We start from the raw sequence: 25,038 nt of genomic DNA, 5'->3' as shown, positions 1-25,038 counted from the left end.
CCGTCGGCGCCCCTCGGGAGGAGGGCGGACAGCCGTCGGCGGGGAGCGGGGTGACCCCGGCCCCGCCGACGGTGCCTGCCGTGCGGCTCAGCTCATCGCGCCGACGTGGCGTCGCCCGGTCCTGAGGAGTTCGAGGTAGCCCTCGACCTCCCAGGCCGAGCGGCCGACGAAGAGGCCGCCCACGCCGGGGACGCGAAGCAGGTCGGCCGCGTTGTCAGTGGTGACCGACCCGCCGTACAGGAAGGCCCCGACACGGTCGCCCCACTCCGCGGAGAGGGCCCCGTGCACGGCGGCGACCTCCTCCGGACGCGGTGCCCGGCCGTGCTCCCCGATGGCCCAGATCGGCTCGTAGGCGACCAGGACGCGTCCGAGGCCGTCGGGCCCGGCGGGGAGGCCGCCGAGAGCGGCCTCCACCTGCCCGAGCACGTGATCGACGGAGCCGCCCCGTGCGAGGACCTCCGCGCTCTCGCCACAGCACACCAACGGGGTCAGCCCGTGACGTAGGGCGGCGCGGACCTTGAGGCGCACGGTCTCGTCGGTCTCGCCGAAGTGCGTACGCCGCTCGGAGTGGCCGATCTCGACGATCCGGGCCCCCGCGTCAGCCGCCTGCGGTACCGACAGCTCTCCGGTCCAGGCGCCCCCGTCCTCCCAGTGGGCGTTCTGCACACCGGTCAGGACGGGCCCGCCCCCGAGGACGTCCGACACCTCCGCCAGGGCGGTCGCCGGGGGGATGACGAAGGCGGTGACCCCCGGCACGCCCGCACCGACCTCCGCGCGCAGGCGTCGCGCGTAGGCGACGGCCAGAGCCCGGGTCTTCGTCATCTTGAAACTGGTGCCGATCCAGAGCTCCGGCCGCCTCACCGGCCCGGTGTCCCGGTCCCTTGGGAGCCGGTGCCCGGTTCGTAGGCACACAGAGCCGCGACCTTCTCGGCGGAGGGCGAGGAGGTGTCGAAGCTGTAGGTCAGCCACTCGCGGACGAGCCTGCGGCCCAGTTCGATCCCGACGACCCGCTGTCCGAGGCAGAGCACCTGGGCGTCGTTGGACAGGACCGACCGTTCGACCGAGAACGAGTCGTGGGCGGTGACGGCGCGCACGCCCGGCACCTTGTTGGCGGCGATCGCCACACCGAGGCCGGTGCCGCACACGAGCACAGCCCGGTCGACCCGTCCCTCGGCGACCAGGCGTGCCGCCTCGACCGCCACGTGCGGGTAGTCGGTGTCCTGGTCGGAGGCGACCCCGACGTCGATCACCTCCGCCACGCCGGTGTGGGCGGCGAGGTCCTCCTTGAAGACCTCCTTGTAGTCGAAGCCCGCGATGTCGGAGCCGACTGCGACGCGCATCAGCATCAGTGGTTCTCCTCTTGGAGGTCGGGTGCTTGTCGGGAGTGTGTTTCCTGCTGGAATCGGGGGGTCAGCGCGGTGACGATCAGGGAGAAGGAGACCGCTCCCGCGTCGGGGGTGCCGAGGCTGTTGTCGCCGTGTGCCCGGGCCCGTCCCAGTCGGGCCGGGATCGAGGCGGTGGCGTCGGCCGCGCGGCGCGCGGCCGCGGCGCCCTCCGCCCAGGCCGCGTTGGGGCCCAGTTCACCGAGGGCCGACTCCAGCCGGTCCACGAAGGGCGCGGCCGCGTCCACCAGTGTCTTGTCGCCGGGTCTGGCCCCGCCGAGGCGCACCACGGCGTCGACCGCGGCTCGGGCACCCGTCACGGCGCGTTCGGGTCCCACCCTCCCGCCGTCTCCGAGCACGGAGCCCAACGCGGTCAGCGCCGCTCCCCAGAGAGCGCCGGACGTGCCGCCCGCGCTCTCCGACCACGCGGCCCCGGCCCGCGTCAGGACGGCGCGTGCTCCGGCACCGAGCACGACGGCCCGATCCGCCGCCTCGGCCGCGGCCTCGGCCCCGCGCCTCATGCCGATGCCGTGGTCCCCGTCCCCGGCGACGGCGTCGATCTCGCCGAGTCTGCGCTCGTGGGTCGCGACGGTGTCGCGCACGGTTCCCAACGCCTCGGCGATCAGTGCCCCCAGAGCCCTTGAGGGTTCGTCTCCGGGGGTGACCGGCGGCGTCCGCCGGGCCGCCGCGAGGTCGTCGGTGCGTGGGGGGCGGGGCGGGAGGTGACCGCGCCGGAAGGCGGGTGTCACGGCGGGGGCCGCCCAGAACCGCTCCAGTTCGGAGTCGAGGAAAGTGAGGGTCAGGGAGAGCCCCGCCATGCCCAGACTGGTGATCTGTTCGTCCACGACCGGGGCCACGACGGTGAGGCCCTCGGCGGCGAGCCGCTCACTCACCCGGCGGTGGACGACGTACAACTCCTCGTACTTGGTGGCGCCGAGGCCGTTGAGGACCAGCGCCACGCGCTCGGAACCACCGACGGCCCCGGCTGCCGCGTCGCGTTCGGCGAGCACACCGTCCACCAGCAGGTCGGCCACCTCGTCCGCGGTCGGCAGGGGGCGCTGCTCGATACCGGGCTCACCGTGGATGCCCAGCCCCACGCCCATCCGGCCGGCGCCGACCGTGAACAGGGGCCGGTCCGCGCCCGGGAGCGTGCAGCCGTCGAAGGCCAGCCCCAGGGACCGGGTGGCGGCGTTGGCTCTGGTCCCGGCACGGTGGACCTCCGCGATACCGAGCCCCGCCTCCGCTGCCGCGCCCAGGATCTTCAGGACCGTCAGGTCACCCGCGATGCCCCTGCGCAGGGCAGTCTCGTCCGCGGGCCCGGAGGCGACGTCGTCGGTGACCGCGAGGACGCGCACGTCCAGCCCCTCGGCCCTCAGCTGTTCGGCCGCCTGCCCGAAGTGGAGCACGTCACCCGCGTAGTTCCCGAAACCGAGGACGACACCGCCCCCGTTCTCGGCCGCGCGCGCCACGGAACAGATCTGGGAGGCTGAGGGTGAGGAGAAGATGTTGCCGCAGGCGGCCCCGTGCGCGAACCCGGGGCCGACCCAGCCCGCGAACGCCGGATAATGGCCGGTGCCTCCGCCGAGGACCGTGGCGACCTGCCCCTGCGGGGTGGCGGAGGCACGCACCGCTCCCCCGTGGACGACACGGATCGCGTCCGGGTGCGCCGCGCCGAATCCGGCGAGCGCCTCGGCGGCGAAGTCGGCTGGATCGTTGACCAGGAGTGTCATGACTGCTTCCCCTCTCTGGCCGGGGCTGCCATGGGGAGTTTGACGGCGAGGACGCGGCGCACGTAGTCGCGGTTGCGCGCCGACACCCCCAGCCCGTCGCCCCCGTAGTGCTCGGTGCAGACCGGGCCGTCGAACCCGGCTCCCAACGCGAGCTCGAACGCCCTCCGGTAGTCGATGACGCCGCCCTCCAGAGGGGCGGGCACGGTGAAGTAGGCGCCGGTCGCGGGGTCGAAGTCGCGATGGTAGTTCTTCACGTGCCAGTAGTTGACGTAGGGCAGGACCGGGACCAGCAGTTCCTCCCAGTGCGGCACCGGGCGGTGCAGACGGACCAGGTTGCCGATGTCGGGGTTGATCCCCACGTTGGGGAGCCCGATGTCGCGGACCATCCGGACCGCGCTCTCCGGGATGCCGAGGTAGGTGTCCTCGTACATCTCCAAGGACAGGCGCAGCCCGTGCCGCGCCGCGCGTTCACCTGCGGCGCGCAGGCGTTCGACCGCCAGCGACCAGGAGCGCTCGTCGTCCACCGGGTCCGAGCCGCCGGGTTCGTGCCAGAACCAGAGGGCCCGCCGCTGTGCCTCGGTCAGGGGCCGGTGCAGTCCGGCGCAGACGACGGTGGTGCCCAGCTCGGCGGCGGCGTCGACGGTCCGCAGCAGGTAGTCGAAGTTGTCCTCGGCGACGGCCGGGTCGGGGTCGATCACGCTGCGGCGGGTCACGGAGACCGCGGAGACGCCGAGGCGGTGGGCCCCGAGGACTCGGGCCAGTTCGCTCAGGCGCTGACGGGAGAGGTCCCCCGGCCGCAGCCAGGAGTCGGTGAGGTCCACGTGGGCGAACCCCTCGGCGGCCACCTCGTTCAGTACCGCGGACCACGCCGCGGCCGGTGCGTCCTGAACCGGCGTGCCGTCAGGTGCGGTGTCGGGGAACTGGAGGAGCGCGGCACCGATCGGCCAGTCCTGCGCGGTATGGGGCATCGTCGTCTCCGGGGGTCGGTCCTGAGGGGCTGCGCGAGCCGACGTGGGACACCGGTCCGAGCACGGACGGAGCCCCAGCGGGCTTGAAATCATAGACCCTATAGGATCTTTCCGATGTCGAACAGAGTTGACCGACGAGTCACACCACCGTCGGGCTAGGATCGGGTGGAGATGAACAAAAGAGAGACCACCTCCACCGGGGGTTCAACCACGAAGGGCACCGTGGTCGCCCGCCGAGCCCTTCGGGACGGCGTGTACGACGCGATCCTGGAGAAGCTGCTCAACGGCTCCGCACCCCCGGGGAGCTCCCTGGGCATCGACTCGCTCGCCCGCGAACTGGCCGTCTCCCCCACGCCGGTACGCGAGGCCCTGGTCCAGCTGGAGCACACCGGCCTGGTGTCGCGTGTAGCGCTCAAGGGCTACCGGGTCGCTCCGCCCATGACGCCCGAACAGCTGGAGGAGCTCTTCGACATGCGCACGATCCTCGAGGTCGCCGCGGTCGAGCGCGCGGCCGGGCGCTCCGACGACCTGCTGCCGGAGCTGCGCGTGGCCCACGCCCAGCACGTCCTCGCCGCTCACAAGGTGCGTGAGGTTCGCGGAGCCGGCGAGACACCTCCCGACTTCGCCGACCTGCGCGAGTACTTCGCCGCCGACTGGGAGTTCCACCTGACGATCATCAGGGCGGCGGGGAACCGTTTCCTGACTCAGTCGGCCGAGTCCCTGAGCGCGCACGTCCACCGACTCCGACAGACCGTCCAGCACGGGACGATGGACATGGACCAGGCGATCGCGGAGCACACCGCGATCCTCGCCGCCTTCGAGTCCGGCGACCCCGAGGCCCTCCGCGCCACCATGCGCTCCCATCTGGAGGCGGTGGCGCGCCGGGCCTCGGTGGAGGGCTGACCCCTCACAGCTCAGCGCGGCGGTGGGCCCTCTCCGGCATGGCAGAGGGCCCACCGCCGTCTCTTGTTCGTCCGATTTTGTTTCGCCCTCTTGTCAATCCTGTGTCAGACACCTAGCTTGGTCCGATATCCAATAGGATCTTTGATGTCGCTCAGGTTGCGCGTCAGAGAACTCCTCCACCCCCTGGACGCAAGAGGGCCTGACATGAAGCCATCACCGCGCATGGCACTGGCAGCGCCAAGCGCCTGCATCCTGCTCGCGGGATGCACGGCGTTGAACGCCAGCCCCGCTCCCCCGGACGACTGGACCCCCCGCGGTTCGGTCTCCGCACTCGTCGCCTTCGCTCCCGGCGGCGGCAGCGACCGCTCCGCCCGTGTCATGGCCGAGGCGCTCAACGACCTCGACGCCGGGTTCAACGTCAACGTGGAGAACAGGGAGGGGGGCTCCGGCGCGGTCGGCTGGGCCACCTTCATGTCCGAGCAGGGTAACGGCAACGCCCTGCTCGTGGCCGAGAGCGCCCTCAACACCCTGCCCCTCGTCTACGACGTGCCCTTCACCTATCGCGACTTCACCCCCCTGGTCATGTTCGCCCAGGACTCGCGGATGGTCGTCGCCTCCCACGACGCCCCCTACGAGACCTGCGCCGAACTGATCGAGGCCAGCCAGGACCAGACGGTCAAGACCGGATCAAGCGGCCGGACCGGCGCCGACTCCCTGGTCACGGCGGAGTTCGAGAGGAACGGCGGGCAGTTCTCCGTCGTGCCCTACGGCTCCACCGGCGAAGTCCTCACCGGACTGCTCGGCGGCCAGATCGAGGTCGCTCCGGCCAGTGCCGCCTCCGCCAAGCCCTATGTGGAGAGCGGCGACTTCAAGGCCCTGTGCACGCTCAGCGAGGAGCGGTACGACGACCCGGTGCTGGGCGACGTGCCCACCGCCGTCGAACAGGGTCTGGACGCCGAGGTCACCATCTGGCGCGGTGTCCTGGCCCCCGACGGGATCGCCCCGGTACAGCGGGACTACTGGATCGACTCGATCCTGGAGGCCATGGACTCCGACACCTACCACGACTACATCAAGGACGACCTCCTCATCCCGGCGGTCCTCTCGGGCGAGGAGTTCGAGGAGTACCTGGCGGAACACGACGAGGAGATGTCGGAGGCGTTCCGGTGAGCGGCGACACCACTTCCCACCCCACCGGCGCGAACACCGGCGGCGCGCCCAGGTCCCGGCCCTCGGTCCTCGCCGCGCACGCCGCGTTGTCCGCCCTCGGTGCGCTCTTCTTCCTGGGCTCGTTCGCCTACCCCTGGACCACGGCCGAGGACGGAACCGTCGGACCCGGGGCACTGCCCCGCGTGGCCGGACTGGCCCTGGCCGTCATCGGCGCGGTGCTCCTGTACCGGGAGAGGCGCACCGGGACGGTCCTCCAGGGCGACGGCCACGTGGAGGACGACACCGAGCGCTCCGCCGAGGAGCACCGGGCGATCCGCCGCAAGCTGGTCGTCGTCTCGGCGGCCCTGGTCTGCACCGGCACGCTCATTCCCTTCCTGGGCATGCTGCCCGCGCTGGCCGTCCTGACCCTCTTCCTGACCATCGGCGTCGAACGCCTGCGCTGGCCTGTCGCGCTCACCGCCTCCGTCGGCGTCCTGGTCGTGTGCTATCTGCTCTTCGTCGTACTCCTGAGGGTTCCGCTTCCCCTCGGCGTGTTCGATCCGACCCTGTGGAGCGCCCCGTGATCGACAACCTCGTCGTGGGCTTCAGCGCCGCGCTCACTCCGGAGAACCTGTTCTGGTGCTTCGTGGGCGTCCTGCTCGGCACCGTCATCGGCATCCTGCCCGGCCTCGGGTCAGCCACGGGCGTGGCCATCCTGATCCCGGTCACACTCACCTTCGACCCGCTCACCGCGCTCATCATGCTCGCGGGCATCTACCACGGCTCACAGTTCGGAGCCACGACCACCGCCATCCTGGTGGCCACACCCGGTGAGGCCTCCTCCGTGGTCTCGACCTTCGACGGCTACCGCATGGCGCGCGCCGGACGGGCGGGACCCGCCCTGGCCATCTCCGCGATCGGTTCGTTCACGGCGGCCTTCGTCGCGCTGATCGCCCTGACCACGCTGGCACCGATCTTCGCCAACATCGCCCTCGGCTTCGGCCCGCCCGAGATCCTCGCCGTGATGGCCCTCGGTCTGTGCACGATCGTGGTGTTCTCCGGAGGCAACCTGCTGATGGGCGCCGCCCTCGGCCTGGTCGGTGTCCTGATCTCCAGCGTGGGGGTGGACGTCGGCTCGGGGACACCCCGGTACACCTTCGACCAGGTGGGCCTGTTCGGCGGCCTGCCCTACGTCGAGGTGATGATCGGGCTCTTCGCCATCGGGGAGCTCCTCAACCAGCTCCACCGCGGGATGGCCACCCCCATCCGTGCGCGTTTCCGCGACCTCCTCCTCACGCGCGAGGACCTTCGCCGCTCGGCCCCGGCCACCGCGCGCGGCACTCTGGTCGGCTTCGTCCTCGGCTGTCTGCCCGGGGCGGGGACCACGCTCGCCTCCTTCATGGCCTACGGGGTCGAGAAGCGGTTCTCCCGGAACCGCGCCCAGCTCGGCACGGGCGCGATCGAGGGCGTCGTCGCACCCGACGCCGCCACCAGCTCGGGGTCCAACGCCAACTTCATCCCGACGCTGGTCCTGGGGGTCCCCGGCGGCGCCACCACCGCCGTCCTCCTTGGCGCCTTCCTGGTGTACGGCATCCAACCGGGGCCACTGCTCTTCGAGAACCAGCCCACCCTGGTCTGGGGTCTCCTGGCCTCGTTCTTCATCGGCAACGCCATCCTGCTCCTGCTGAACCTGCCGCTGGCGCCGGTTTTCGCCCAGCTCCTGCGGATCAGGTACTCGATCCTCTACCCGCTGATCATCGTCACGAGCCTGGTCGGCGCCTACTCGATCAAGAACAGCATGCTCAGCGTGTGGATCGTCATCGTGTTCGGTTTCGTGGGCTACGCCATGAAGCGGCTCAACCTCCCCGTTGCACCGCTCGTGCTCGGCCTGGTCATCGGCCCGCTCTTCGAGACCGCGCTGGTGCAGACCTCGGCACTGGGTGAGGGCTCGGTCCTGCCTCTGCTCGCCTCCAGCGGCACAGCGCTCACCATCCTCGGGGTGGCCCTGCTGTTGATCATCGGCCCCGCCGGTGTGAAGGCACTCCGGTCCAGGATCCGGGGGAACGGCGACGCCGACGGCCAGCAGGACACCAACCCCGCCGGAACCACCGACCACACCGGGACCACCGAGCCGAAGGCCGCCAGCTCCACCGAAGGCCACACCGCGAACGACGGCACCGACACCGGTCACCAACCCCAACCGCCAGAAAGGCAGTCATGACCACCTCTTCCCAGCCCCGCCCCCGCGTCGCGATCACCCTGGGAGACCCGGCAGGGGTCGGACCCGAACTGATCGCGAAGCTGCTGTCCCGCCCCGAGAACACCGAGGCCGCCGACATCGTTCTCATCTCCGACCCGGACGAGCTTCGCTCCGCGGGCGAGGACGCCGGGGTCCCCATCGAGTACGGCGACGCCGGAAGCGGGCTCCCGGTCCTGCACGACAACAGCGCGGCCCGCCCCGTCGGGTGCGAGGCCGGCTTCGAGCGCCGCAAGGCGACCGAGGCGGGTGGCAGATGGGCGCTGGCCAACCTCGCCGTCGCCCTCGACATGGTCAAGGACGGACGGGTGGACGCCATCCTGTTCGCTCCGCTCAACAAGTCGTCCCTGCACCTGGCCGGGATGGCGGAGAACGACGAGCTGCGCTGGTTCGAGGAGGTGCTGGGGGTCGACTCCTTCACCTCCGAGCTGAACGTGCTCCCGGGCCTGTGGACCGCGCGCGTGACCTCGCACGTGTCCATCGCGGACGTGCACTCGGGCATCACACGCGACAACGTGGTGAAGGCCGGTCTCCTCCTCGACCAGGTCCTGCGCGGCTCCGGGCTGGCCTCCCCCAGGATCGGCGTGTGCGCGCTCAACCCGCACGCCGGGGAGAGCGGCCGGTTCGGCCGCCACGAGATCGACGTCATCAGCCCGGCCGTCGGCGATCTCGCGGGTCAGGGTCTGGACGTCAAGGGCCCGTTCCCCTCGGACACCATCTTCCTGCGCGCCAGGAACGGCGAGTTCGACGGCATCCTGACCATGTACCACGACCAGGGCCAGATCGCCATGAAGCTGATGGGGTTCGACGGAGGGGTCACCATCGCGGGCGGACTCCCGGTCCCGATCTGCACGCCCGCCCACGGCACCGCCTTCGACGTGGTCGGGCAGGGCGTGGCCAACACCGGGTCCATGCAGAACGCGTTCGACCTGGCGGTGCGGATCGGCGGTCGGCGCTCCGTCGACGCCTGACCCCGGGTTCGGGTGTCCGCCCCGGAGGCGTACCACCGGGGCGGACACCCCTCCACGGCCTGCGGGGACTCGACTCGCTCCCCGGGGGCCGTGGCGCCGTCAGGGCTGGACCAGCACCTTGAGGACCTCGCGCTGGTCCATCAGCCGGTAGCCCTCGGGGACGCCGTCGAGATCGGTGGGGTGGTCGAAGACCAGGCCCGGGTGGACGTTGCCCTCCAGGATGTCGGGGAGCAGTTCCTCGATGTAGGAGCGCACGGGTGCGGGTCCTCCGGTGAGGGTGACGTTGGCGGCGAACATCGCCGAGATCCCGATCGGCCCCTGCTCGTACTGGGGCAGGCCCACACGGCTGACGGTTCCTCCGGGGCGGGCCACGCCCAGCGCCGTCTCGTAGGCGTCCAGGTGGCCGACGGCCTCGATCACCACGTGGGTGCCCTGGCCCCCGGTCAGGTCCCGGACCAGTTCGACCCCCTCGGCGCCGCGCTCGGCGACCACCTCGACGGCGCCGAACTCCCGGCCGAGGTCGGTGCGGTCCTTGTGCCGACCCATGAGGATGATCTCCTCGGCGCCCCTTCTCCGCGCGGCCAGCACTGACAGCAGACCCACCGCGCCGTCGCCGATGACCGTGACCGAGGTGCCGGGGCCGACCCCGGCCGTCAGCGCGGCGTGGTGGCCGGTGGGGTAGACGTCGGCCAGGGTCAGCAGCGAGGGCAGCAGGGCGGACTCCTCCCGCACCGGCAGCCGGACCAGCGTGCCCTGGGCCTGGGGCACGCGGACCACCTCCGCCTGCGCCCCGCTGAGCAGCCCCCCGTTCGCGCAGGAGGTGTGCAGGCCCTCCCTGCACAGCCCGCACGTGTGGTCCGCGTAGGAGAACGGCGACACCACGAGGTCTCCGGGGCTGACCCAGGTCACCTCGGGGCCGGTCTCCTCCACCACACCGACGAACTCGTGCCCGGCCCGGACGCCCTCCTGGGAGGCGGGCATACCCCGGTAGGCGTGCAGGTCGCTGCCGCACACGCACGTGCGCACCACGCGCACGAGGGCGTCGGCGGGATCGACGAGCTCCGGGTCGGGCACGTCCTCCACCCGTACGTCACCGGCGCCGTACATCAGGGCCGCTCGCATCGGTTTCCTCCTTCGGGGTCGGGTGCAACCGACCACTGTGACTTTGAGTGATGTTTTGACTACTTCTCGCAAGATAGCGCGTCCGGCGGTCCCCCGGGGCGGGTTCGGCGGCTCCGAAGGCCCTGCTGCGTCGGGTCGCTGGAGTCCGTCGGTCCGTCGTGGCACGATGAGTCGGTGACCAGTAGATCCACCTCCGAGCAGCACCTGAGCGACCTCGCGCGCCTGCGGCGCGTCCGGGACCGGATCGACCGGGAGTACGCGCGCCCGCTGAACGTCGAGCAGCTGGCCAGGGACGCACACATGTCGGCGGGGCACCTGAGCCGCGAGTTCAGGCGCGCCTACGGCGACTCGCCGTACTCGTACCTCATGACCCGGCGCATCGAGCGCGCCATGGCGCTGCTGCGGCGCGGCGACCTCAGCGTCACCGACGTGTGCTTCGAGGTCGGCTGTTCGTCCCTGGGCACCTTCAGCACCCGCTTCACCGAACTGGTCGGGATGCCGCCCAGCGCCTACCGGAAGCAGGCCGTGGGAGAGGCGGAGGGCATGCCCTCGTGCGTCGTCCGGCAGGTCACCAGACCGATCAGGAATCAAGAAGCGCGGCGCCCCGGCCAGACGTAGTCTGACCAGCATGGACATCAAGATCAACGCCAGTTTCCTGCCGCACACCGACCCGGAGGCCTCCCTGGCCTTCTACCGGGACGTCCTCTGTTTCGAGGTCCGCCTCGACGTCGGATACGAGGGGATGCGCTGGATCACCGTGGGACCGGCGGGGCAGCCCGACACCTCGGTGGTCCTGGAGCCGCCGGTGTCCGACCCCGGCGTCACCGACGAGGAGCGCCGGGTCATCACCGAGATGATGGCCAAGGGGACCTACGCCTTCCTGAACCTGGCCACCCCGGACCTGGACTCCGCCTTCGAACAGATGGTGGCCCGGGGCGCCGAGGTCGTCCAGGAGCCCACCGACCAGCCGTACGGCGTCCGCGACTGCGCCTTCCGCGACCCGGCCGGGAACCTGGTGCGGATCAAGGAGGACCGTTGACCGCGGAGCGCCCCGACGCGCCGCATCCCGCGGACGGCCACGAGCTGATCCGGGTGCACGGCGCCCGGGAGAACAACCTCCGCGACATCAGCGTCGAGATCCCCAAACGCCGCCTGACGGTGTTCACCGGAGTCTCCGGGTCGGGCAAGAGCTCGCTGGTCTTCAGCACGATCGCCGCCGAGTCGCAGCGGATGATCAACGAGACCTACAGCAGCTTCGCGCAGGGCTTCATGCCGTCGATGCCCCGGCCGGACGTGGACGTCCTCGACGGGTTGACCACCGCCATCATCGTGGACCAGGAGCGCCTGGGCGCCGACCCGCGCTCCACCGTGGGCACGGCGACCGACGCCAACGCGATGCTGCGCATCCTGTTCAGCCGCCTGGGGCGGCCGCACATCGGATCCCCGCACGCGTTCTCCTTCAACGTCGCCTCGGTCAGGGCCAGCGGCGCCATCACGGTGGAGCGCGGCGACCAAAAGACGGTGAAGCAGACCTTCACCCGTACCGGCGGCATGTGCGTCAACTGCGAGGGCCGGGGCAAGGTCACCGACTTCGACCTGCGCGAGCTCTTCGACGACTCCAGGTCGCTGTCGGAGGGGGCGTTCACCATCCCCGGCTGGAAGTCGGACGACTGGTGGACGGTGCGGACCTACAAGGCGTCGGGGTTCTTCGACCCGGACAAGCCGATCCGCGACTACACCGAGCAGGAGATGCGGGACTTCCTGTACCACGAGCCGGTCAAGGTGAAGGTCGAGAAGTCGAACCTGACCTTCGAGGGTCTGATCCCCAAGCTCCGCAAGTCGTTCCTGTCCAAGGACAAGGAGGCGATGCAGCCGCACATCCGGGCCTTCGTGGAGCGCGCGGTGACCTTCACCGACTGCCCCGTGTGCGGCGGGACCCGGCTCAGCGAGGCGGCCCTGTCGTCGAGGATCGGGGGCGTGAACATCGCCGAGGTGTGCGCGATGCAGATCAGCGACCTCGCCGCGTGGGTGCGGGAGCTGGACGAGCCGTCCGCCGCTCCCCTGCTCTCGGCCCTGCGACGGACGCTGGACTCGTTCGTGGAGATCGGGCTGGGCTACCTCTCGCTGGACCGTGCGGCCGGGACGCTCTCGGGCGGCGAGGCCCAGCGCACCAAGATGATCCGCCACCTGGGGTCCTCGCTCACCGACACCACGTACGTCTTCGACGAACCCACCGCCGGTCTGCACCCGCACGACGTCGAGCGGATGAACCGGCTGCTGCTGCGGCTGCGCGACAAGGGCAACACGGTGCTGGTCGTGGAGCACGAACCGGACACCATCGCGATCGCCGACCACGTCGTGGACCTCGGACCGGGCGCCGGTGCGGCGGGCGGCACCGTGTGTTTCGAGGGGACCGTCGGTGGGCTGCGGTCCAGCGGCACCACGACCGGCCGCCACCTGGACGACCGGACGGCCCTCAAGGAGGGGGTGCGCGTCCCCACCGGCCGATTCGAGATCAGGGGCGCCCACACGCACAACCTGCGCGACGTGGACGTGGACGTCCCCCTGGGGGTGCTCGCCGTCGTCACCGGGGTGGCCGGTTCGGGCAAGAGCTCACTCGTCCAGGGGTCCCTGGTCGAGGGGGCCTCCGCCGTGGAGGCGGGAGTGGTGGCCGTCGACCAGAGCCCCATCCGTGGTTCGCGGCGCAGCAACCCGGCGACCTACACGGGGCTGCTCGAACCGGTCCGCAAGGCGTTCGCCAAGGCCAACGGGGTCAAGCCCGCGCTGTTCAGCGCCAATTCCGAGGGTGCCTGCCCGGTCTGCAAGGGCATCGGGGTGGTCTACACCGACCTCGGGTTCATGGCCAGCATCGCCTCCACCTGTGAGGAGTGCGACGGCAGGCGGTTCGACACCTCCGTGCTGGAGTACCGCCTGGGCGGGCGCGACATCAGCGAGGTGCTCTCGATGTCGGTGTCGGAGGCGACCGCGTTCTTCGCCGAGGGCGAGGCGCGGACCCCGGCGGCGCACCGAATCCTGGAACGGCTGACGGACGTGGGGCTGGGCTACCTGGGTCTGGGCCAGCCGCTCACCACGCTGTCCGGCGGTGAGCGCCAACGGCTCAAGCTCGCCGTCCACATGGCGCAGGAGGGCGGCGTGTACGTCTTGGACGAGCCCACCACCGGCCTGCACCTGGCCGACGTCGAGCACCTGCTGGGCCTGCTGGACCGGTTGGTGGAGTCCGGGAAGTCCGTGATCGTGATCGAGCACCACCAGTCGGTGATGGCGCACGCCGACTGGATCATCGACCTCGGCCCGGGTGCGGGACAGGACGGTGGGCGGGTGGTCTTCGAGGGCACCCCGGCGGAGATCGTCGCCGACCGCTCCACCCTCACCGGCCAGCACCTGGCGGACTTCGTCGGAGGCTGACAACGGGCCCGGGGCCGTCCCGGCACCGTATCGGGACGGCCTCACTCGGAGAGTTCGAGGACGCTCGCCATGCCCGGGTCCTCGTGGACGCTCACGGTGTCCCGCCAGGCCCGCAAGGGTCCGGGGTCCCCGTCGCGTTCCAGTACCGGAGACGAGGACCGTGCCGGTCAGCGCCAGGGGGGCCGATGGCCGTGGGTGTGAACAGGGCAGCTTCCGCCGGGTGCGCCGGTGGGGTCTCGGGGGTCGCTGTCATGGAGTTGCCCTCTGCTCTGGGGTGGCGTTCGCGGGGGGTGCGGACCGCTGCGGATCGGGGCGACAGTTCTCAGGGATGCCGTGTGAGCACTCACTCACAAGCCCGGATCGCAAGAGTGCCCGCTCCCGCAGCGGACACGAGCGAGGAGGGGACGGCTCAGGAGGGCGCCGGGTTACGGGCCGTTCTGGCCCACGTCACCCTGCAGGACGGGGGTGATGGGTCATGCCGTTGGCCAGGGTGCGCGCCCACGGGGCGTCCACCTCGTCCAGGTCGAGGGCAGTGATCAGGTGGCACATCAGCCCCATGGCGAAGAAGTGCTGGACCTGGTCCCGGGTCCCCCCGGAGAGCGAGTGCGCCAGGGTCACCGCCGAGGCGTACCCCTTCCTGACGGCCTCGCGGATCTCGGGGACGTCGGTGGCGCTCTGGGCGTGCACCTGGAGCATGATCAGATCGCGGTCGGCGATCAGCGCCGCGTACGCGTCGCCCATCCCCTCCAGGACCTGGGCGGCCGAACCCCCGAGGGAACCCTCCGCCCCCTCGCGCAGGGCCTGCTCGACGCGCTCGAAGCACAGCTCCAGCGTCGCCGTGAACAGCCCCAGCTTGCTGCCGAACAGGCGAAAGACGTAGGCCTGCGAGATCCCGGCGGCGTCGGCGATGTCGGTCACCGGCGTCGCGCGGTAGCCGCCCCGGGCGAAGGCGGGCACCGCGTGCCCCAGGATCAGGGACCGGCGCGCCCGCGCCGTGGAACGGCCGCCGCCGTCTTTCGGACTCATGGGTGTGAGTACACACTCACATCGAGGTTCTGTCAACCTGTCCAGCGCCCCGTCACTCCACAGACACCGCCCGGTGGTGCCTGCCGATGGGGAGCATCAGCGGTTTCCCCGAGGTGGGGTCGGTGATGATCTGGCTCTCCATCCCGAACACCGCCCGCACCGTCTCCGGGGTGAGCACCCGCTCCGGCTGACCCGCCGCGTGGAGTCCGCCCCCGGCGAGCGCGATGAGGTGGTCGGCGTAGCGCGCCGCCAGGTTGAGGTCGTGCAGGACCAGCACGATCGTCGTCCCGCGCGTGGCGTTGAGGTCGGTGAGCAGGTCCAGGACCTCCACCTGGTGGCTGACGTCCAGGAACGTGGTCGGCTCGTCCAACAGGAGCAGGTCCGTGCGCTGGGCCAGCGCCATGGCGATCCACACCCGCTGACGCTGCCCCCCGGAGAGTTCGTCCACGGGCCGGTCGGCGAGCTCCACCGTCCCCGTGGCCTCCAGCGCCTCGGCCACCGCCTCGTCGTCCTTCCCGCTCCAGCGCGTGAACATCCGCTGGTGGGGGTGGCGGCCCCGGCCCACCAGGTCGCTCACGGTGATGCCCTCCGGGGCGACCGGCGACTGCGGGAGCAGGCCCAGGGTCCGCGCCACCTCCTTGGGCGGCGTGCGGTGGACCTCCCGGCCGTCGAGCAGGACGCGGCCCGAACGCGGAGCCAGCAAACGCGACATGGAACGCAGCAGGGTGGACTTGCCGCAGGCGTTGGCGCCGACGATGGCGGTGATCCGGCCGGGCGGCACGGCCAGGTCCAGGGAGTCGATGACGTCGCGGTCCTTGTACCCGAGCGTCAGTTCCTCGACGAGGAGCGAGTGGTCCGTGGTCACAGGGAGCCTCCCACGCGGTTGCTGCGAATGATGAGGTAGACGAGGTAGGGGGCACCGAGCACGCCGGTGACGACCCCGACCGGGAACCGGGTCCCGAAGGCGAACTGGCCGCAGAAGTCGGCGACCAGGACCAGGAGCGCGCCGACCAGCGCGGAGGGCACGAGCAGTGAACCGTCCGAGCCCACCAGTCGGGCGGCGATCGGCCCGGACAGGAAGGCCACGAACGCGATCGGTCCGGCCGCCGCGGTGGCGAAGGCGATGAGCCCGACCGCTCCGACCACCGCCAGGAGGCGGGTCCGGTCCACCCGCACGCCCAGAGCCGAGGCGGTGTCGTCGCCCAGCTGGAGCGCGGACAGGTTCCCGGCCTGCCCCAGGAGCACCGGCGCGATGAGCACCAGCGCGAGGACGACCGGCACGGTCGCTCCCCATCCGGCGCCGTTGAGGCTGCCGGTGAGCCAGCGCATCGCCTCCTGGTGGTCCCATGTGGCCGCGCGGTCCAGGATGTAGGAGGTGATGCTGTGGAGCATGGCCGCGACGCCGATACCGATGAGGATGAGCCGGGTGCCCGAGACCCCGTCCTTGTACGACAGCAGGTAGATGACCATGGCCACCCCGAGTCCGGCGACGATCGCGAAGACCGACACCCCGGCCCCGTCCAGGGAGAGCACCACGATCGCGAAGGTCGCCGCCGCGCTCGCCCCGGCGCTGATGCCGATGATGTCCGGGCTGGCCAGGGGGTTGCGCAGCATGGTCTGGAAGGTGACTCCGGCGAGCCCGAAGCACGCCCCGGCGGTGATCGCGAGCACGGCTCGCGGCAGGCGAAGCCGACCGACCGTGAACGAGGCGCCGGGGACGTCCTGTCCGAGGACCACTCGGGCGACGTCGCCGGGCGGGTAGAAGGTCTGTCCCACCATGAGGGTGACGGCGAAGCCGACCACGAGCAGGGCGGCGAGGATGACGATCACGGTGTGCCGTCGGCGCGCCCGGCGCGCGCGACCGCGCGTGACGGTCTCGACGGTGGAGATGGTCACAGGGAACGAACCTTCTGACGTCGGACGATGTAGATGAAGAAGGGTGCGCCGACCAGCGCGGTCACGATCCCCACATCGATCTGTCCCGGGCGGGCCACGACGCGCCCGACCACATCGGCGGCGGTCAGCAGGGCGGCGCCGGTCAGGGCCGAGAACGGCAGCAGCCAGCGGTGGTCGACCCCCACGAGCAGGCGGCACACGTGTGGGATCACCAGGCCGACGAACCCGATCGGACCGGTGACGGCGGTGCTGGCGCCGCACAGCACGACGGAGCCGACCGAGGCGGTGACCCGAGAGATCGCGACGCGTTCGCCCAGGCCCGCGGCGAGGTCGTCACCCAGTGCCAGGAGGTTGAGGCCCCGAGCGGAGAGCAGGCAGACGACGAACCCGACCACCAGGAAGGGGAGCACGTGGGAGATGGCCGCGAACGTGCCGCCGCCCACGCCGCCGATCTGCCAGGAACGGACCCCGTCGGCGATGTCGTTGCGGGGCAGCACGACGGCGCTGATGAACGAGGACAGCGCGGCGGAGGTGGCCGCACCGGCCAGCGCCAGCTTCAGCGGGCTCGCGCCTCCCCGACCCAAGGAGCCGATGACGTGCACGAACAGGGCCGTGACGGCCGCACCGACGATACCGGCCCAGATGAAACCGGTGGCCGTGGCCAGGCCGAAGTAGGCCATGCCGATGACGACGGCCAGCGAGGCGCCCATGTTCACGCCCAGGATGCCGGGGTCGGCCAGCGGGTTGCGGGTCACGCCCTGCATGACCGCGCCGGAGACCCCGAGAGCCGCGCCCACGAGCACGGCGAGCAGGGTCCGGGGGATGCGCTTGGCCACCGCGGCCTCGTTGAAGCCCTCGGCTGATCCGCCGAAGGCCGCCACGATGTCGGCCCACTGGACGTCGCGGGATCCGACCGAGACCGAGAGGAACATCAGGCCCAGAAGGACGGCGAGGACCACGAGGAGCCAGAGGGGCCTGCCCCGACGTGGGGACCGCGTGACCGCGGTCCCCACGTCGGTGGGTGACTGTTGGGTGATCACTGCGCCCCGTCAGCGGCCTCGGCCAGGAGCGACAGGTAGTCGTCGAGGATCCACGAGATCGACAGCGGGGTCGGGTTCGCGGCGGTGCCGAGCGGGCTGTCGCCGGGCAGGTTCACCACGGCGGAGTTCTCGACGGCGGGCATCTGCGACAGCAGCGGGTCGCCCTCCAGGGCCTCGACCAGCTCCTCGCCGCCGTAGGTGACGATGACCTCGACGTCGTCGAAGGCGTCGGCCTGCTCGGCGCTGTGGGTGAGGGAGAACTGGTCGGTCTCGGCGGAGGCGGTGGCGACGCTCTCGGGGGTGACCATCCCGATGTCCTCGAAGAACAGCGCACGGGTGTCGTGGGTGGTGTAGAAGCTGACCTCGCTGAGGTCGGTGGTGTCGACGTGCGTCATGAACATCGCCGCCGCGCCCTCGATCTGCGGGTACTCGGCGACCGCGGCGTCGATCTCGGCCTCAAGGTCCGCGATGAGCTCGGTGCCCTCGTCGGCCTTGCCGATGGCGGCGCCGTTGAGCTCGATGGTGTCGCGCCAGGAGGTGCCCCAGGCGGTCTCCGGGTAGGCGACGACGGGGGCGATCTCGCTGAGGGTGTCGTAGTCCTCCTGGGTCAGCCCGGAGTACGCGGCGAGGATGACGTCGGGCTGGGTGTCGGCGACGGCCTCGAAGTCGATGCCGTCGGTCTCGTCGAAGAGGACGGGGGTCTCGGCGTCCAGTTCCTCGAGCTTCTCCTCGACCCACGGGAGCACGCCGTTGTCGTCGTCGTCACCGAAGGTGGCGGCGGCCATGCCGACCGGGACGACGCCCAGGGCGAGCGGGACCTCGTGGTTGGCCCAGTTGACCGTGGCGACCCGTTCCGGCTCGGAGTCGATGGTGGTCGTTCCGAGGGCGTGCTCGACGGTGACGGGGGTCCAGTCACCGGAGGCGGCGTCGCTCTCTCCGGAGGGCGAGGAGGAGCAGGCGGCGAGGGTGAGGGGGATGAGTGCGGCGGTGGCGATCGCGGCCAGCCGTGGGGCGCGGGTCATGGTGTCCTTCCGGTGGTGACCAACCCCGGAAACCGGGAGTTAGGTTTGCCTAACCGAATTTAGGGTGCACTCAGTTGGTTCGCAATCGCTCGAAAGGGACAAGGAACCTCGCGAAACGGACACGGCGTCGCTGTCACTGGACGCGGAACCGCCCGGGACTCATGCCCGTCACCCTCCGAAAGACCGTGCCGAACGCGCTCGCCGAGTGGTAGCCGACCCTCTCGGCCACCTCCTCGATCTCCTCACCCAGGGAGAGCAGAGTGATCGCGTGCTGCACGCGCGCGGCGGCCGACCACTGGCTGAATCCGAGGCCGGTCTGGGCGCGAAACGCCCGCGTGATGGTTCGGGTGCTCACGCCGAGCCGCGCGGCCCAGGAAGCCAGGGTCGTGTCGTCGGCGGGGTCGTCGCGTACGGCCGCGACGATGGGCTCCAGCAGCGGGGACTCGGGGATCTTCAGCAACAGCTCGACCGGGGCCGGGGCCAGCAGGTCGAGCACCACGGCCTCGGTCCTGGCCCGTGACCCAGGACCCAGCCCCTCGGTGTTGAGCCGCTCGAGCAGGAGCCGCAGGAGCGGGGTGACCTCCACCGCGACGGTGGTGTCCGCGATGGCCGGGACCGCGTGGACGCTGAACTGGGCCGCGTGGTGCCAGGTCCCCGCCGGGGTCCACCCGGAGTGGGGGGTTCCGGCCGGGATCCACAGGCCGACCGACGGTGTGATGGTCCACACACGCGCCCCGGTCGTTGCCGTCGAGGCGCCGCGCAGGTTCCAGAGCAGCTCGTGCGTGGGGTGCGAGTGCTCCTCCCAGTACGTGTCGCGCGCGATCACCTCGTCGGTGCCATGGACCACGTAGGGGACGTCGATCTCCCCCGCGCCGTAGGAGGGAAGGCTGCGGTTCTCCACCGCGCCCGCACGCTCGCGCACCGCCCCACGGCGCGACGCCCTGTCTTGTATGACCACGTCACACAGGTTATGCGGGGCCACCCCGCGAGGACCAAACCAGGGGCCGCCCGGCCTCAGCCCCCTGTCGGACGCGTCACACCGCGGTACCGGTCGGGGCCACGCGGCCCGCTTCGAGGGTGAGGACGTGGTCGGCGTCCCGCGCCTCCTCCGCGAAGTGGGTGGCGTGCACCACTGTCACACCCTCGGAGGCGACCTCCGAGACCAGTTCACGAACCCGGGCCATGGATCGGTGGTCCAGCCCGGCCGAGGGTTCGTCCAGCAGCAACAGCCCGGCCTCCTGCGCCAGCCCCTGGGCGATCAGGGCGCGTTGGCGTTGGCCTCCGGAGAGCTCTCCCAGCCTCCGGTGGGCCAGGTCCGCGACCCCGGTGCGCTCCAGGCAGCGGTCGACCACCGCCCGGTCGTGGCGGGTGAGCGGACGCCACCAGCCCCGGTGCGCCCAGCGCCCCATGGCCACCGTGGCGCGCACGGTGAGAGGCAGGGCGTCCGGTACCGCGCTGCGCTGGACGACGAAGGCGGGGCGGCGGGCGTCCGCCGGGACCACCGTTCCGCTCCGGGGCGCGACCGTGCCCGCCAGTACCCCGAGCAGGGTGGACTTGCCCGCACCGTTGGCCCCCACCAGGGCGGTGACCGCCCCCTCGGGGATCTCGGCGCTGACCCCCCGGAGGACGTCCGTTCCCCCGTAGCCCGCGTACAGGTTGTCGATCCTCATCGCTGGTGACCCCCGCTTCTCGTGTGTCCGGGTTAGCCCGACCCGACCCGATGTGAAAACGATAATGGTTATCGCTGTAGAGTGTCCCATCATGGAAGCACTGATCGAACCCTTCGGGGTCACCTTCGTCCAGCGTGCGCTCTGGGCGGGCCTCCTGGTCTCGGCCGTCTGCGCGATCGCCGGCACCTGGGTGGTCCTGCGGGGCATGGCCTTCCTCGGGGACGCGATGTCGCACGGCATGCTGCCCGGGGTCGCCCTGGCAGCCCTGTTCGGGCAGAGCCTGTTCGTGGGCGCCGCGCTGGCGGCGGGGGCCATGGCCGCCGGGGTCACCGCGCTGAGCCGCTCCCGCCGGTTGTCGCAGGACACGAGCATCGGCCTGTTGTTCGTGGGGATGCTCTCGGTGGGCGTGATCCTGGTCTCGCACTCGGCGTCGTTCGCCGTCGACCTCACCGCGTTCCTCTTCGGCGACGTCCTGGGCGTGCGTGAACGGGACCTGCTCCACCTGGGGCTCTCCCTCGCCGCCGCACTGGTGGTCGCGGTCGTCGGCCACCGGGCGTTCGTCGCGCTGGCCTTCGACCACCGCAAGGCGCACACCCTGGGTCTGGCGCCGCGCGTCGCGCACGCCGCCCTGTTGGGCCTGGTCACCCTCGCCGTGGTCGCCTCGTTCCACGTGGTCGGCACTCTGCTGGTGTTCGGTCTGCTCATCGCCCCGCCCGCCACGGCGCTGCTCTGGGCCAGGAGCATCCCGGGGATCATGATCACCGCCGCGCTGCTGGGCGGTGTCGCCACCTACGTCGGACTGCTCGTCTCCTGGCACTGGGAGACGGCGGCCGGGGCGAGCATCGCGGCCACGGCGGTCGCCTTCTTCTTCGTCTCGGCCCTGGCCTCCGCCGTGCGATCACGCGGCTTCGCCAGGCGACGCCCCCCGACCGAGGAGCGCTCCGCCGACCCCGCGCCCCTGCCCACCACCCTGGAAGGAACGGTGACACCGTGAACCGTCGACACCGCACCGCCGCCCTGGGAGCGGCGGCCCTGGTCACCCTGCTCGCCGGTGGCTGCTCCGGCGGCGCCGCCGAACCCGAGCCCTCCGAGGAGGAGACACCCCACGGGTACGTCGAGGGGGCCGAGGAGACCGCCGAGCCACAGCTCCGGTTGGTCGTCGCCGACACCGACACCGGCCAGGTGCGGCTCCTGGACCTGCTCACCGAGGAGGTCACGGAGTTGGGCGAGGTCCCCGAGGTGGACGGCGTCATGGGAGACGGGCGCTTCGCCTACCTGAGTTCATCCGATGACGGGACCACCGAGGTCTTCGACAGCGGGGTGTGGACCGTGGACCACGGCGACCACAACCACTACTACCGGACCGGCTCCGGACACGTCGGTTCCCTGGAGCTCCCCGGCACCGCGCACGTCGTCACCGACACCGCACTGACCTCGGTCACCAATGGCCCCGGGGCGTCGCTGCTGCTGGACCGGTCGGAACTGGAGGACGGGACGGTCGCCACCGCCGACGTGTCGCTCGACGAGAGGTCCACCGTCCTCCCCTACCAGGGGGCGCTGGTCACCGTGGACGACGACGGGACGGTCCGCGTACTCGACCGCGAAGGAGCCCCGCAGGCGACCCCGGAGGCGACCTGCGCCGAACCGGGCGGTGCGGCCGTCACCCGCCGAGGTCTGGTGGTCGGCTGTGCCGAGGGCACTCTCCACGTCACCGAAGAGGACGGCGAGCTGACAGCCGCGACCCTCCCCCACCCGGGCGAGGAACGAAGCGGCCCCTTCCTGCACCGTTCCGGCTCCGCCGTCCTCGCCGCGCTTCCCGCCGACGACACCGTGTGGGTCCTGGACCTGGCCGACGGCGAGTGGCACTCGCACGACCAGCCCGGGGCCGTGGCGGCGACGGCGGTCGGCGAGGAGGGACCGCTCCTGGTCCTGACCGATGACGGGACCCTGCACTCCCTCGACCCCGGTACCGGGGAGGAGGAGGCGGCCACCGCCCTGCTGGACACCGTGGATCCCGAACTGCCGCCCACCCTCCTGGCGGACACCTCCCGCGCCTACGTCAGCGACCCCACCGCCGGGGTCGTGCACGAGATCGACTACGCCGACGACCTGCGTGTGGCCCGCACCCTCGAACCGGGGATCGCGCCGCACCTGATGATCCAGACCGGACGGTGAACGCCATGCTCCCCCGACGCCCCATCGCCGCCCTCGCGGCCACCACGCTCGCCCTGACCCTGGCCTCCTGTTCCTCGGAGGAGGAGGGCACGGGGATCGTGGTGACCACCAACATCCTCGGCGACGTCACCTCGCGGATCGTCGGCGACGAGGCACCGGTCACCGTGCTGATGCCGCCCGACACCGACCCGCACTCCTTCGCGATCTCCGCACGCGAGGCCGCGACCCTGGAGAACGCCGACCTCGTCGTCCACAACGGCCTCGGGCTGGAGGAGGGGGTCGCCCGCAACGTGGCCGCCGCCGAGGAGGCCGGGGTGCCCGCCCTGGAGGTGGGCGCGGGTGTCGATCCGCTGCCCTACACCTCGGACGAGAGCGAGGGCGAGCCCGACCCGCACTTCTGGACCGACCCGGCTCGGGTCGGCCTGGCCGTGGACCTCATCGCGGAACGCGTGATCGAGGAGGTCGACGGGGTCGACGCCGACACCGTGCGCGCCAACGCCGAGGCCTACGCGGCCGAGGTGGACGAGCTCGACGCGTGGATGGGCGAGGAGTTCGCCGCCCTGCCCGCCGAGAGCCGCAGACTCGTGACCAACCACCACGTCTTCGGCTACCTCGCCGACCGCTACGGCTTCGAGGTCATCGGAGCGGTGATCCCCAGCGGGACCACACTGGCCTCGCCCAGCACCTCCGACCTCAAGGACCTCTCCGTCGCCGTGGCCGAGGCCGGTGTCTCCGCCGTCTTCGCCGACTCCTCCCAGCCCGACCGGCTGGCCACCGTCATGGCCGAGGAGACCGGAGTGGAGATCGAGGTGATCCCGCTCCACTCCGAGTCCCTGAGCCGGGAGGGCGGGGGCGCCGAGACCTACCTGGAGATGATGCGCGCCAACACCGAGGCCATCACCGCCGGGCTCCGCGACGACTGAGCCCGCCTTCCGACCACCCCCCAGTCACCCCCCGTACCGACACCCATCCCTGAGAGAGAAGAAGCATGCGCCCCAACCGAACCACCCGAGCGGCGGCCCTGCCCGCACTGCTGTCCGCCGGTCTCCTCCTAACCGCCTGCGGAACCGGCTCCGACGACGGGGCCGCGAGCACCGACGAGGAGGCGACCCCGGCCGAGGCCGTGGCGACCGAACCCCTCGTCACCACCTACGACGGCGGACTGTACGTCCTGGACGGCGAGTCCCTCGAAGTGGTCGCCGACATCGAGATGGAGGGCTTCAACCGGGTCAACCCCGCGGGGGACGACCGCCACGTGTTCGTCTCCACCTCCGAGGGCTTCCAGGTCCTGGACGCGGCCGGAGCGGAGCTCACCGACACCCTCTTCCCGGCCGACACCCCTGGTCACGTGGTGCGCCACGGCGGCCGGACCGTCCTGTTCGCCGACGGCACCGGCGAGGTCACGGCCTTCGACACCGACGCGCTGGGCTCGGGCCTGCCGGAGGAGACCGACGTCCACACCGCCGAGGAGGCCCACCACGGCGTGGCGGTCGAGCTGGACGAGGGTGAACTCCTGCTCACCCTCGGCAACGAGGAGGAGCGCGTCGGCGCCCTGGTCCTGGACGCCGACGACGAGGAGATCGCCCGTAGCGAGGAGTGCCCGGGCGTGCACGGGGAGAGCGCGGCCCAGGGCGGGGCCGTGGCCATCGGATGCCAGGACGGCGTGCTGATCTACCAGGACGGCGCGTTCACCAAGGTCGAGAGCCCCGACGACTACGGACGGATCGGCAACCAGGCCGGTTCCGAGGAGTCGCCCGTCATCCTGGGCGACTACAAGACCGACCCGGACGCCGAACTGGAGCGCCCCGAGTCGATCGCCCTGGTCGACACCGCCGAGGGCGACCTGGAGCTGGTCGACCTGCCCTCCAGCTACACCTTCCGGTCCCTGGGCCGAGGCCCGGCCGGTGAGGCCCTGGTGCTGGGAACCGACGGCTCCCTGCACGACATCGACCCCGACTCGGGCGAGCTCACCCGGAGCATCGAGCTGATGGACTCCTGGGAGGAGCCGCTGGAGTGGCAGGACCCCCGGCCCGCGCTGTTCGTGCGCGGTGGCACCGCCTACGTGAGCGACCCGTCCACCAACCAGGTGCACGCGGTGGACCTGGCCTCCGGTGAGGTCACCGGCTCGGTGACCCTGGACGAGGCCCCCAACGAACTGAGCGGCGTCGCCCACTAGGGCGTTGCTCGGCCCCGCCGCACGGCGGGGCCGCTCCCCGCGGCCCGGGGGCCCGCGCGTGACGGCGCGGGCCCCCGGGCCGACCCGTTTTCCGGGCTCCACGTTCGGATCGGGGTCGGTGGGTC

The 25,038-nt window shown here is 71.5% G+C and carries 24 protein-coding genes; 12 read left to right on the top strand and 12 right to left on the bottom strand.

Annotation, left to right across the window (positions count from 1 at the left end):
* Nucleotides 1-87: 87 nt before the first annotated feature.
* Genes ADX84_RS08485 through ADX84_RS08470 form a run of 4 tightly spaced genes read right to left on the bottom strand, consistent with a single transcriptional unit; the run spans nucleotide 88 to nucleotide 4,080 of the window.
* Nucleotides 88-861, bottom strand: a complete 774-nt coding sequence (locus ADX84_RS08485; protein WP_199776519.1) for a triose-phosphate isomerase — start codon at nucleotides 859-861, stop codon at nucleotides 88-90.
* The gene (locus ADX84_RS08480; protein WP_049570148.1) at nucleotides 858-1,346 is read right to left on the bottom strand and encodes a ribose-5-phosphate isomerase; all 489 of its coding nucleotides are present in this window, start codon (nucleotides 1,344-1,346) and stop codon (nucleotides 858-860) included. Before ADX84_RS08480 ends, ADX84_RS08485 begins: the two co-directional genes overlap by 4 nt.
* Nucleotides 1,346-3,112 carry a dihydroxyacetone kinase family protein gene (locus ADX84_RS08475; RefSeq protein WP_049570145.1) on the bottom strand — a complete coding sequence of 589 codons (1,767 nt, stop codon included), beginning with the start codon at nucleotides 3,110-3,112 and terminating at the stop codon, nucleotides 1,346-1,348. Before ADX84_RS08475 ends, ADX84_RS08480 begins: the two co-directional genes overlap by 1 nt.
* Nucleotides 3,109-4,080 (bottom strand): sugar phosphate isomerase/epimerase, encoded by a 972-nt coding sequence (locus ADX84_RS08470; protein WP_049570142.1) that lies wholly within the window; start codon nucleotides 4,078-4,080, stop codon nucleotides 3,109-3,111. Before ADX84_RS08470 ends, ADX84_RS08475 begins: the two co-directional genes overlap by 4 nt.
* 171 nt (nucleotides 4,081-4,251) lie before the next feature.
* Here ADX84_RS08470 and ADX84_RS08465 point away from each other — a divergent pair, with 171 nt between their 5' ends.
* The 5 genes from ADX84_RS08465 to ADX84_RS08445 all read left to right on the top strand — a co-directional run bounded on the left by ADX84_RS08465 (nucleotide 4,252) and on the right by ADX84_RS08445 (nucleotide 9,360).
* Nucleotides 4,252-4,983 carry a GntR family transcriptional regulator gene (locus tag ADX84_RS08465; protein ID WP_049570139.1) on the top strand — a complete coding sequence of 244 codons (732 nt, stop codon included), beginning with the start codon at nucleotides 4,252-4,254 and terminating at the stop codon, nucleotides 4,981-4,983.
* Between the two features lie 204 nt (nucleotides 4,984-5,187).
* Nucleotides 5,188-6,153: a tripartite tricarboxylate transporter substrate binding protein gene (locus tag ADX84_RS08460; protein WP_234003878.1), complete on the top strand. Its 966-nt coding sequence runs from the start codon at nucleotides 5,188-5,190 to the stop codon at nucleotides 6,151-6,153.
* Nucleotides 6,150-6,716 carry a tripartite tricarboxylate transporter TctB family protein gene (locus ADX84_RS08455; RefSeq protein WP_049570134.1) on the top strand — a complete coding sequence of 189 codons (567 nt, stop codon included), beginning with the start codon at nucleotides 6,150-6,152 and terminating at the stop codon, nucleotides 6,714-6,716. Before ADX84_RS08460 ends, ADX84_RS08455 begins: the two co-directional genes overlap by 4 nt.
* The gene (locus tag ADX84_RS08450; RefSeq protein WP_234003877.1) at nucleotides 6,713-8,353 is read left to right on the top strand and encodes a tripartite tricarboxylate transporter permease; all 1,641 of its coding nucleotides are present in this window, start codon (nucleotides 6,713-6,715) and stop codon (nucleotides 8,351-8,353) included. Before ADX84_RS08455 ends, ADX84_RS08450 begins: the two co-directional genes overlap by 4 nt.
* Nucleotides 8,350-9,360, top strand: a complete 1,011-nt coding sequence (locus ADX84_RS08445; RefSeq protein WP_049570128.1) for a 4-hydroxythreonine-4-phosphate dehydrogenase PdxA — start codon at nucleotides 8,350-8,352, stop codon at nucleotides 9,358-9,360. Before ADX84_RS08450 ends, ADX84_RS08445 begins: the two co-directional genes overlap by 4 nt.
* 99 nt (nucleotides 9,361-9,459) lie before the next feature.
* Here ADX84_RS08445 and ADX84_RS08440 read toward each other — a convergent pair whose 3' ends face one another.
* Nucleotides 9,460-10,482, bottom strand: coding sequence for an alcohol dehydrogenase catalytic domain-containing protein (locus ADX84_RS08440; RefSeq protein WP_199776518.1), 1,023 nt, complete (start codon nucleotides 10,480-10,482; stop codon nucleotides 9,460-9,462).
* Nucleotides 10,483-10,656: 174 nt separating this feature from the next.
* On the opposite strand from ADX84_RS08440, the gene ADX84_RS08435 reads away from it, so the two are divergent.
* From ADX84_RS08435 to ADX84_RS08425, 3 genes are read left to right on the top strand one after another with little or no spacing between them, the layout of a single operon-like run.
* Entirely contained in the window at nucleotides 10,657-11,100 is a 444-nt protein-coding gene (locus ADX84_RS08435; protein WP_017547105.1) for a helix-turn-helix transcriptional regulator, read from the top strand.
* 10 nt (nucleotides 11,101-11,110) lie between these two features.
* Nucleotides 11,111-11,521, top strand: a complete 411-nt coding sequence (locus ADX84_RS08430) for a VOC family protein (RefSeq protein WP_049570124.1) — start codon at nucleotides 11,111-11,113, stop codon at nucleotides 11,519-11,521.
* The gene (locus ADX84_RS08425; RefSeq protein ID WP_049570121.1) at nucleotides 11,518-13,908 is read left to right on the top strand and encodes an excinuclease ABC subunit UvrA; all 2,391 of its coding nucleotides are present in this window, start codon (nucleotides 11,518-11,520) and stop codon (nucleotides 13,906-13,908) included. The genes ADX84_RS08430 and ADX84_RS08425 overlap by 4 nt, the downstream gene beginning before the upstream one ends.
* A 447-nt stretch (nucleotides 13,909-14,355) precedes the next feature.
* Here ADX84_RS08425 and ADX84_RS08420 read toward each other — a convergent pair whose 3' ends face one another.
* The 7 genes from ADX84_RS08420 to aztA form a co-directional block, all read right to left on the bottom strand.
* Complete coding sequence (locus ADX84_RS08420; protein WP_049570119.1) at nucleotides 14,356-14,934, bottom strand: TetR/AcrR family transcriptional regulator; 579 nt, start codon at nucleotides 14,932-14,934, stop codon at nucleotides 14,356-14,358.
* A 52-nt stretch (nucleotides 14,935-14,986) separates the two neighbouring features.
* Nucleotides 14,987-15,799, bottom strand: coding sequence for an ABC transporter ATP-binding protein (locus ADX84_RS08415; RefSeq protein ID WP_049570116.1), 813 nt, complete (start codon nucleotides 15,797-15,799; stop codon nucleotides 14,987-14,989).
* Nucleotides 15,796-16,830, bottom strand: coding sequence for an iron chelate uptake ABC transporter family permease subunit (locus tag ADX84_RS08410; protein WP_049570111.1), 1,035 nt, complete (start codon nucleotides 16,828-16,830; stop codon nucleotides 15,796-15,798). The genes ADX84_RS08415 and ADX84_RS08410 overlap by 4 nt, the downstream gene beginning before the upstream one ends.
* Nucleotides 16,827-17,870: an iron ABC transporter permease gene (locus tag ADX84_RS08405; protein ID WP_049570108.1), complete on the bottom strand. Its 1,044-nt coding sequence runs from the start codon at nucleotides 17,868-17,870 to the stop codon at nucleotides 16,827-16,829. Before ADX84_RS08405 ends, ADX84_RS08410 begins: the two co-directional genes overlap by 4 nt.
* The gene (locus ADX84_RS08400; RefSeq protein ID WP_049570106.1) at nucleotides 17,867-18,892 is read right to left on the bottom strand and encodes an iron-siderophore ABC transporter substrate-binding protein; all 1,026 of its coding nucleotides are present in this window, start codon (nucleotides 18,890-18,892) and stop codon (nucleotides 17,867-17,869) included. The genes ADX84_RS08405 and ADX84_RS08400 overlap by 4 nt, the downstream gene beginning before the upstream one ends.
* Before the next feature lie 133 nt (nucleotides 18,893-19,025).
* Complete coding sequence (locus ADX84_RS08395) at nucleotides 19,026-19,844, bottom strand: AraC family transcriptional regulator (protein ID WP_156208046.1); 819 nt, start codon at nucleotides 19,842-19,844, stop codon at nucleotides 19,026-19,028.
* 82 nt (nucleotides 19,845-19,926) lie between these two features.
* Nucleotides 19,927-20,562, bottom strand: coding sequence for a zinc ABC transporter ATP-binding protein AztA (gene aztA / locus ADX84_RS08390; protein ID WP_049570101.1), 636 nt, complete (start codon nucleotides 20,560-20,562; stop codon nucleotides 19,927-19,929).
* A gap of 91 nt (nucleotides 20,563-20,653) precedes the next feature.
* Between aztA and aztB the strand changes: the two genes are divergently transcribed.
* The 4 genes from aztB to aztD all read left to right on the top strand — a co-directional run bounded on the left by aztB (nucleotide 20,654) and on the right by aztD (nucleotide 24,913).
* Nucleotides 20,654-21,556, top strand: a complete 903-nt coding sequence (gene aztB, locus ADX84_RS08385) for a zinc ABC transporter permease AztB (protein WP_049570098.1) — start codon at nucleotides 20,654-20,656, stop codon at nucleotides 21,554-21,556.
* The gene (locus ADX84_RS08380) at nucleotides 21,553-22,737 is read left to right on the top strand and encodes an ABC transporter (RefSeq protein ID WP_049570095.1); all 1,185 of its coding nucleotides are present in this window, start codon (nucleotides 21,553-21,555) and stop codon (nucleotides 22,735-22,737) included. The genes aztB and ADX84_RS08380 overlap by 4 nt, the downstream gene beginning before the upstream one ends.
* 5 nt (nucleotides 22,738-22,742) lie before the next feature.
* Nucleotides 22,743-23,660 carry a zinc ABC transporter substrate-binding protein AztC gene (gene aztC, locus ADX84_RS08375; RefSeq protein ID WP_049570217.1) on the top strand — a complete coding sequence of 306 codons (918 nt, stop codon included), beginning with the start codon at nucleotides 22,743-22,745 and terminating at the stop codon, nucleotides 23,658-23,660.
* 65 nt (nucleotides 23,661-23,725) lie between these two features.
* Complete coding sequence (gene aztD, locus ADX84_RS08370; protein WP_049570092.1) at nucleotides 23,726-24,913, top strand: zinc metallochaperone AztD; 1,188 nt, start codon at nucleotides 23,726-23,728, stop codon at nucleotides 24,911-24,913.
* Nucleotides 24,914-25,038: the final 125 nt, after the last annotated feature.

Origin of the sequence: Nocardiopsis sp. SBT366 (genome assembly GCF_001083815.1) — a bacterium.
GTDB classification, from domain to species: Bacteria; Actinomycetota; Actinomycetes; order Streptosporangiales; family Streptosporangiaceae; genus Nocardiopsis; species Nocardiopsis prasina.
This window is presented reverse-complemented; position numbering and strand designations above follow the sequence as displayed.

Coding starts and splice junctions, on each gene's coding strand:
- ADX84_RS08465 (WP_049570139.1), top strand. CDS start 4,252: ATGAACAAAAGAGAGACCACCTCCACCGGGGGTTCAACCACGAAGGGC.
- ADX84_RS08460 (WP_234003878.1), top strand. CDS start 5,188: ATGAAGCCATCACCGCGCATGGCACTGGCAGCGCCAAGCGCCTGCATC.
- ADX84_RS08475 (WP_049570145.1), bottom strand. CDS start 3,112: ATGACACTCCTGGTCAACGATCCAGCCGACTTCGCCGCCGAGGCGCTC.
- ADX84_RS08480 (WP_049570148.1), bottom strand. CDS start 1,346: ATGCTGATGCGCGTCGCAGTCGGCTCCGACATCGCGGGCTTCGACTAC.
- aztC (WP_049570217.1), top strand. CDS start 22,743: ATGCTCCCCCGACGCCCCATCGCCGCCCTCGCGGCCACCACGCTCGCC.
- ADX84_RS08445 (WP_049570128.1), top strand. CDS start 8,350: ATGACCACCTCTTCCCAGCCCCGCCCCCGCGTCGCGATCACCCTGGGA.
- ADX84_RS08430 (WP_049570124.1), top strand. CDS start 11,111: ATGGACATCAAGATCAACGCCAGTTTCCTGCCGCACACCGACCCGGAG.
- aztA (WP_049570101.1), bottom strand. CDS start 20,562: ATGAGGATCGACAACCTGTACGCGGGCTACGGGGGAACGGACGTCCTC.
- ADX84_RS08400 (WP_049570106.1), bottom strand. CDS start 18,892: ATGACCCGCGCCCCACGGCTGGCCGCGATCGCCACCGCCGCACTCATC.
- aztD (WP_049570092.1), top strand. CDS start 23,726: ATGCGCCCCAACCGAACCACCCGAGCGGCGGCCCTGCCCGCACTGCTG.
- ADX84_RS08470 (WP_049570142.1), bottom strand. CDS start 4,080: ATGCCCCATACCGCGCAGGACTGGCCGATCGGTGCCGCGCTCCTCCAG.
- ADX84_RS08420 (WP_049570119.1), bottom strand. CDS start 14,934: ATGAGTCCGAAAGACGGCGGCGGCCGTTCCACGGCGCGGGCGCGCCGG.
- aztB (WP_049570098.1), top strand. CDS start 20,654: ATGGAAGCACTGATCGAACCCTTCGGGGTCACCTTCGTCCAGCGTGCG.
- ADX84_RS08440 (WP_199776518.1), bottom strand. CDS start 10,482: ATGCGAGCGGCCCTGATGTACGGCGCCGGTGACGTACGGGTGGAGGAC.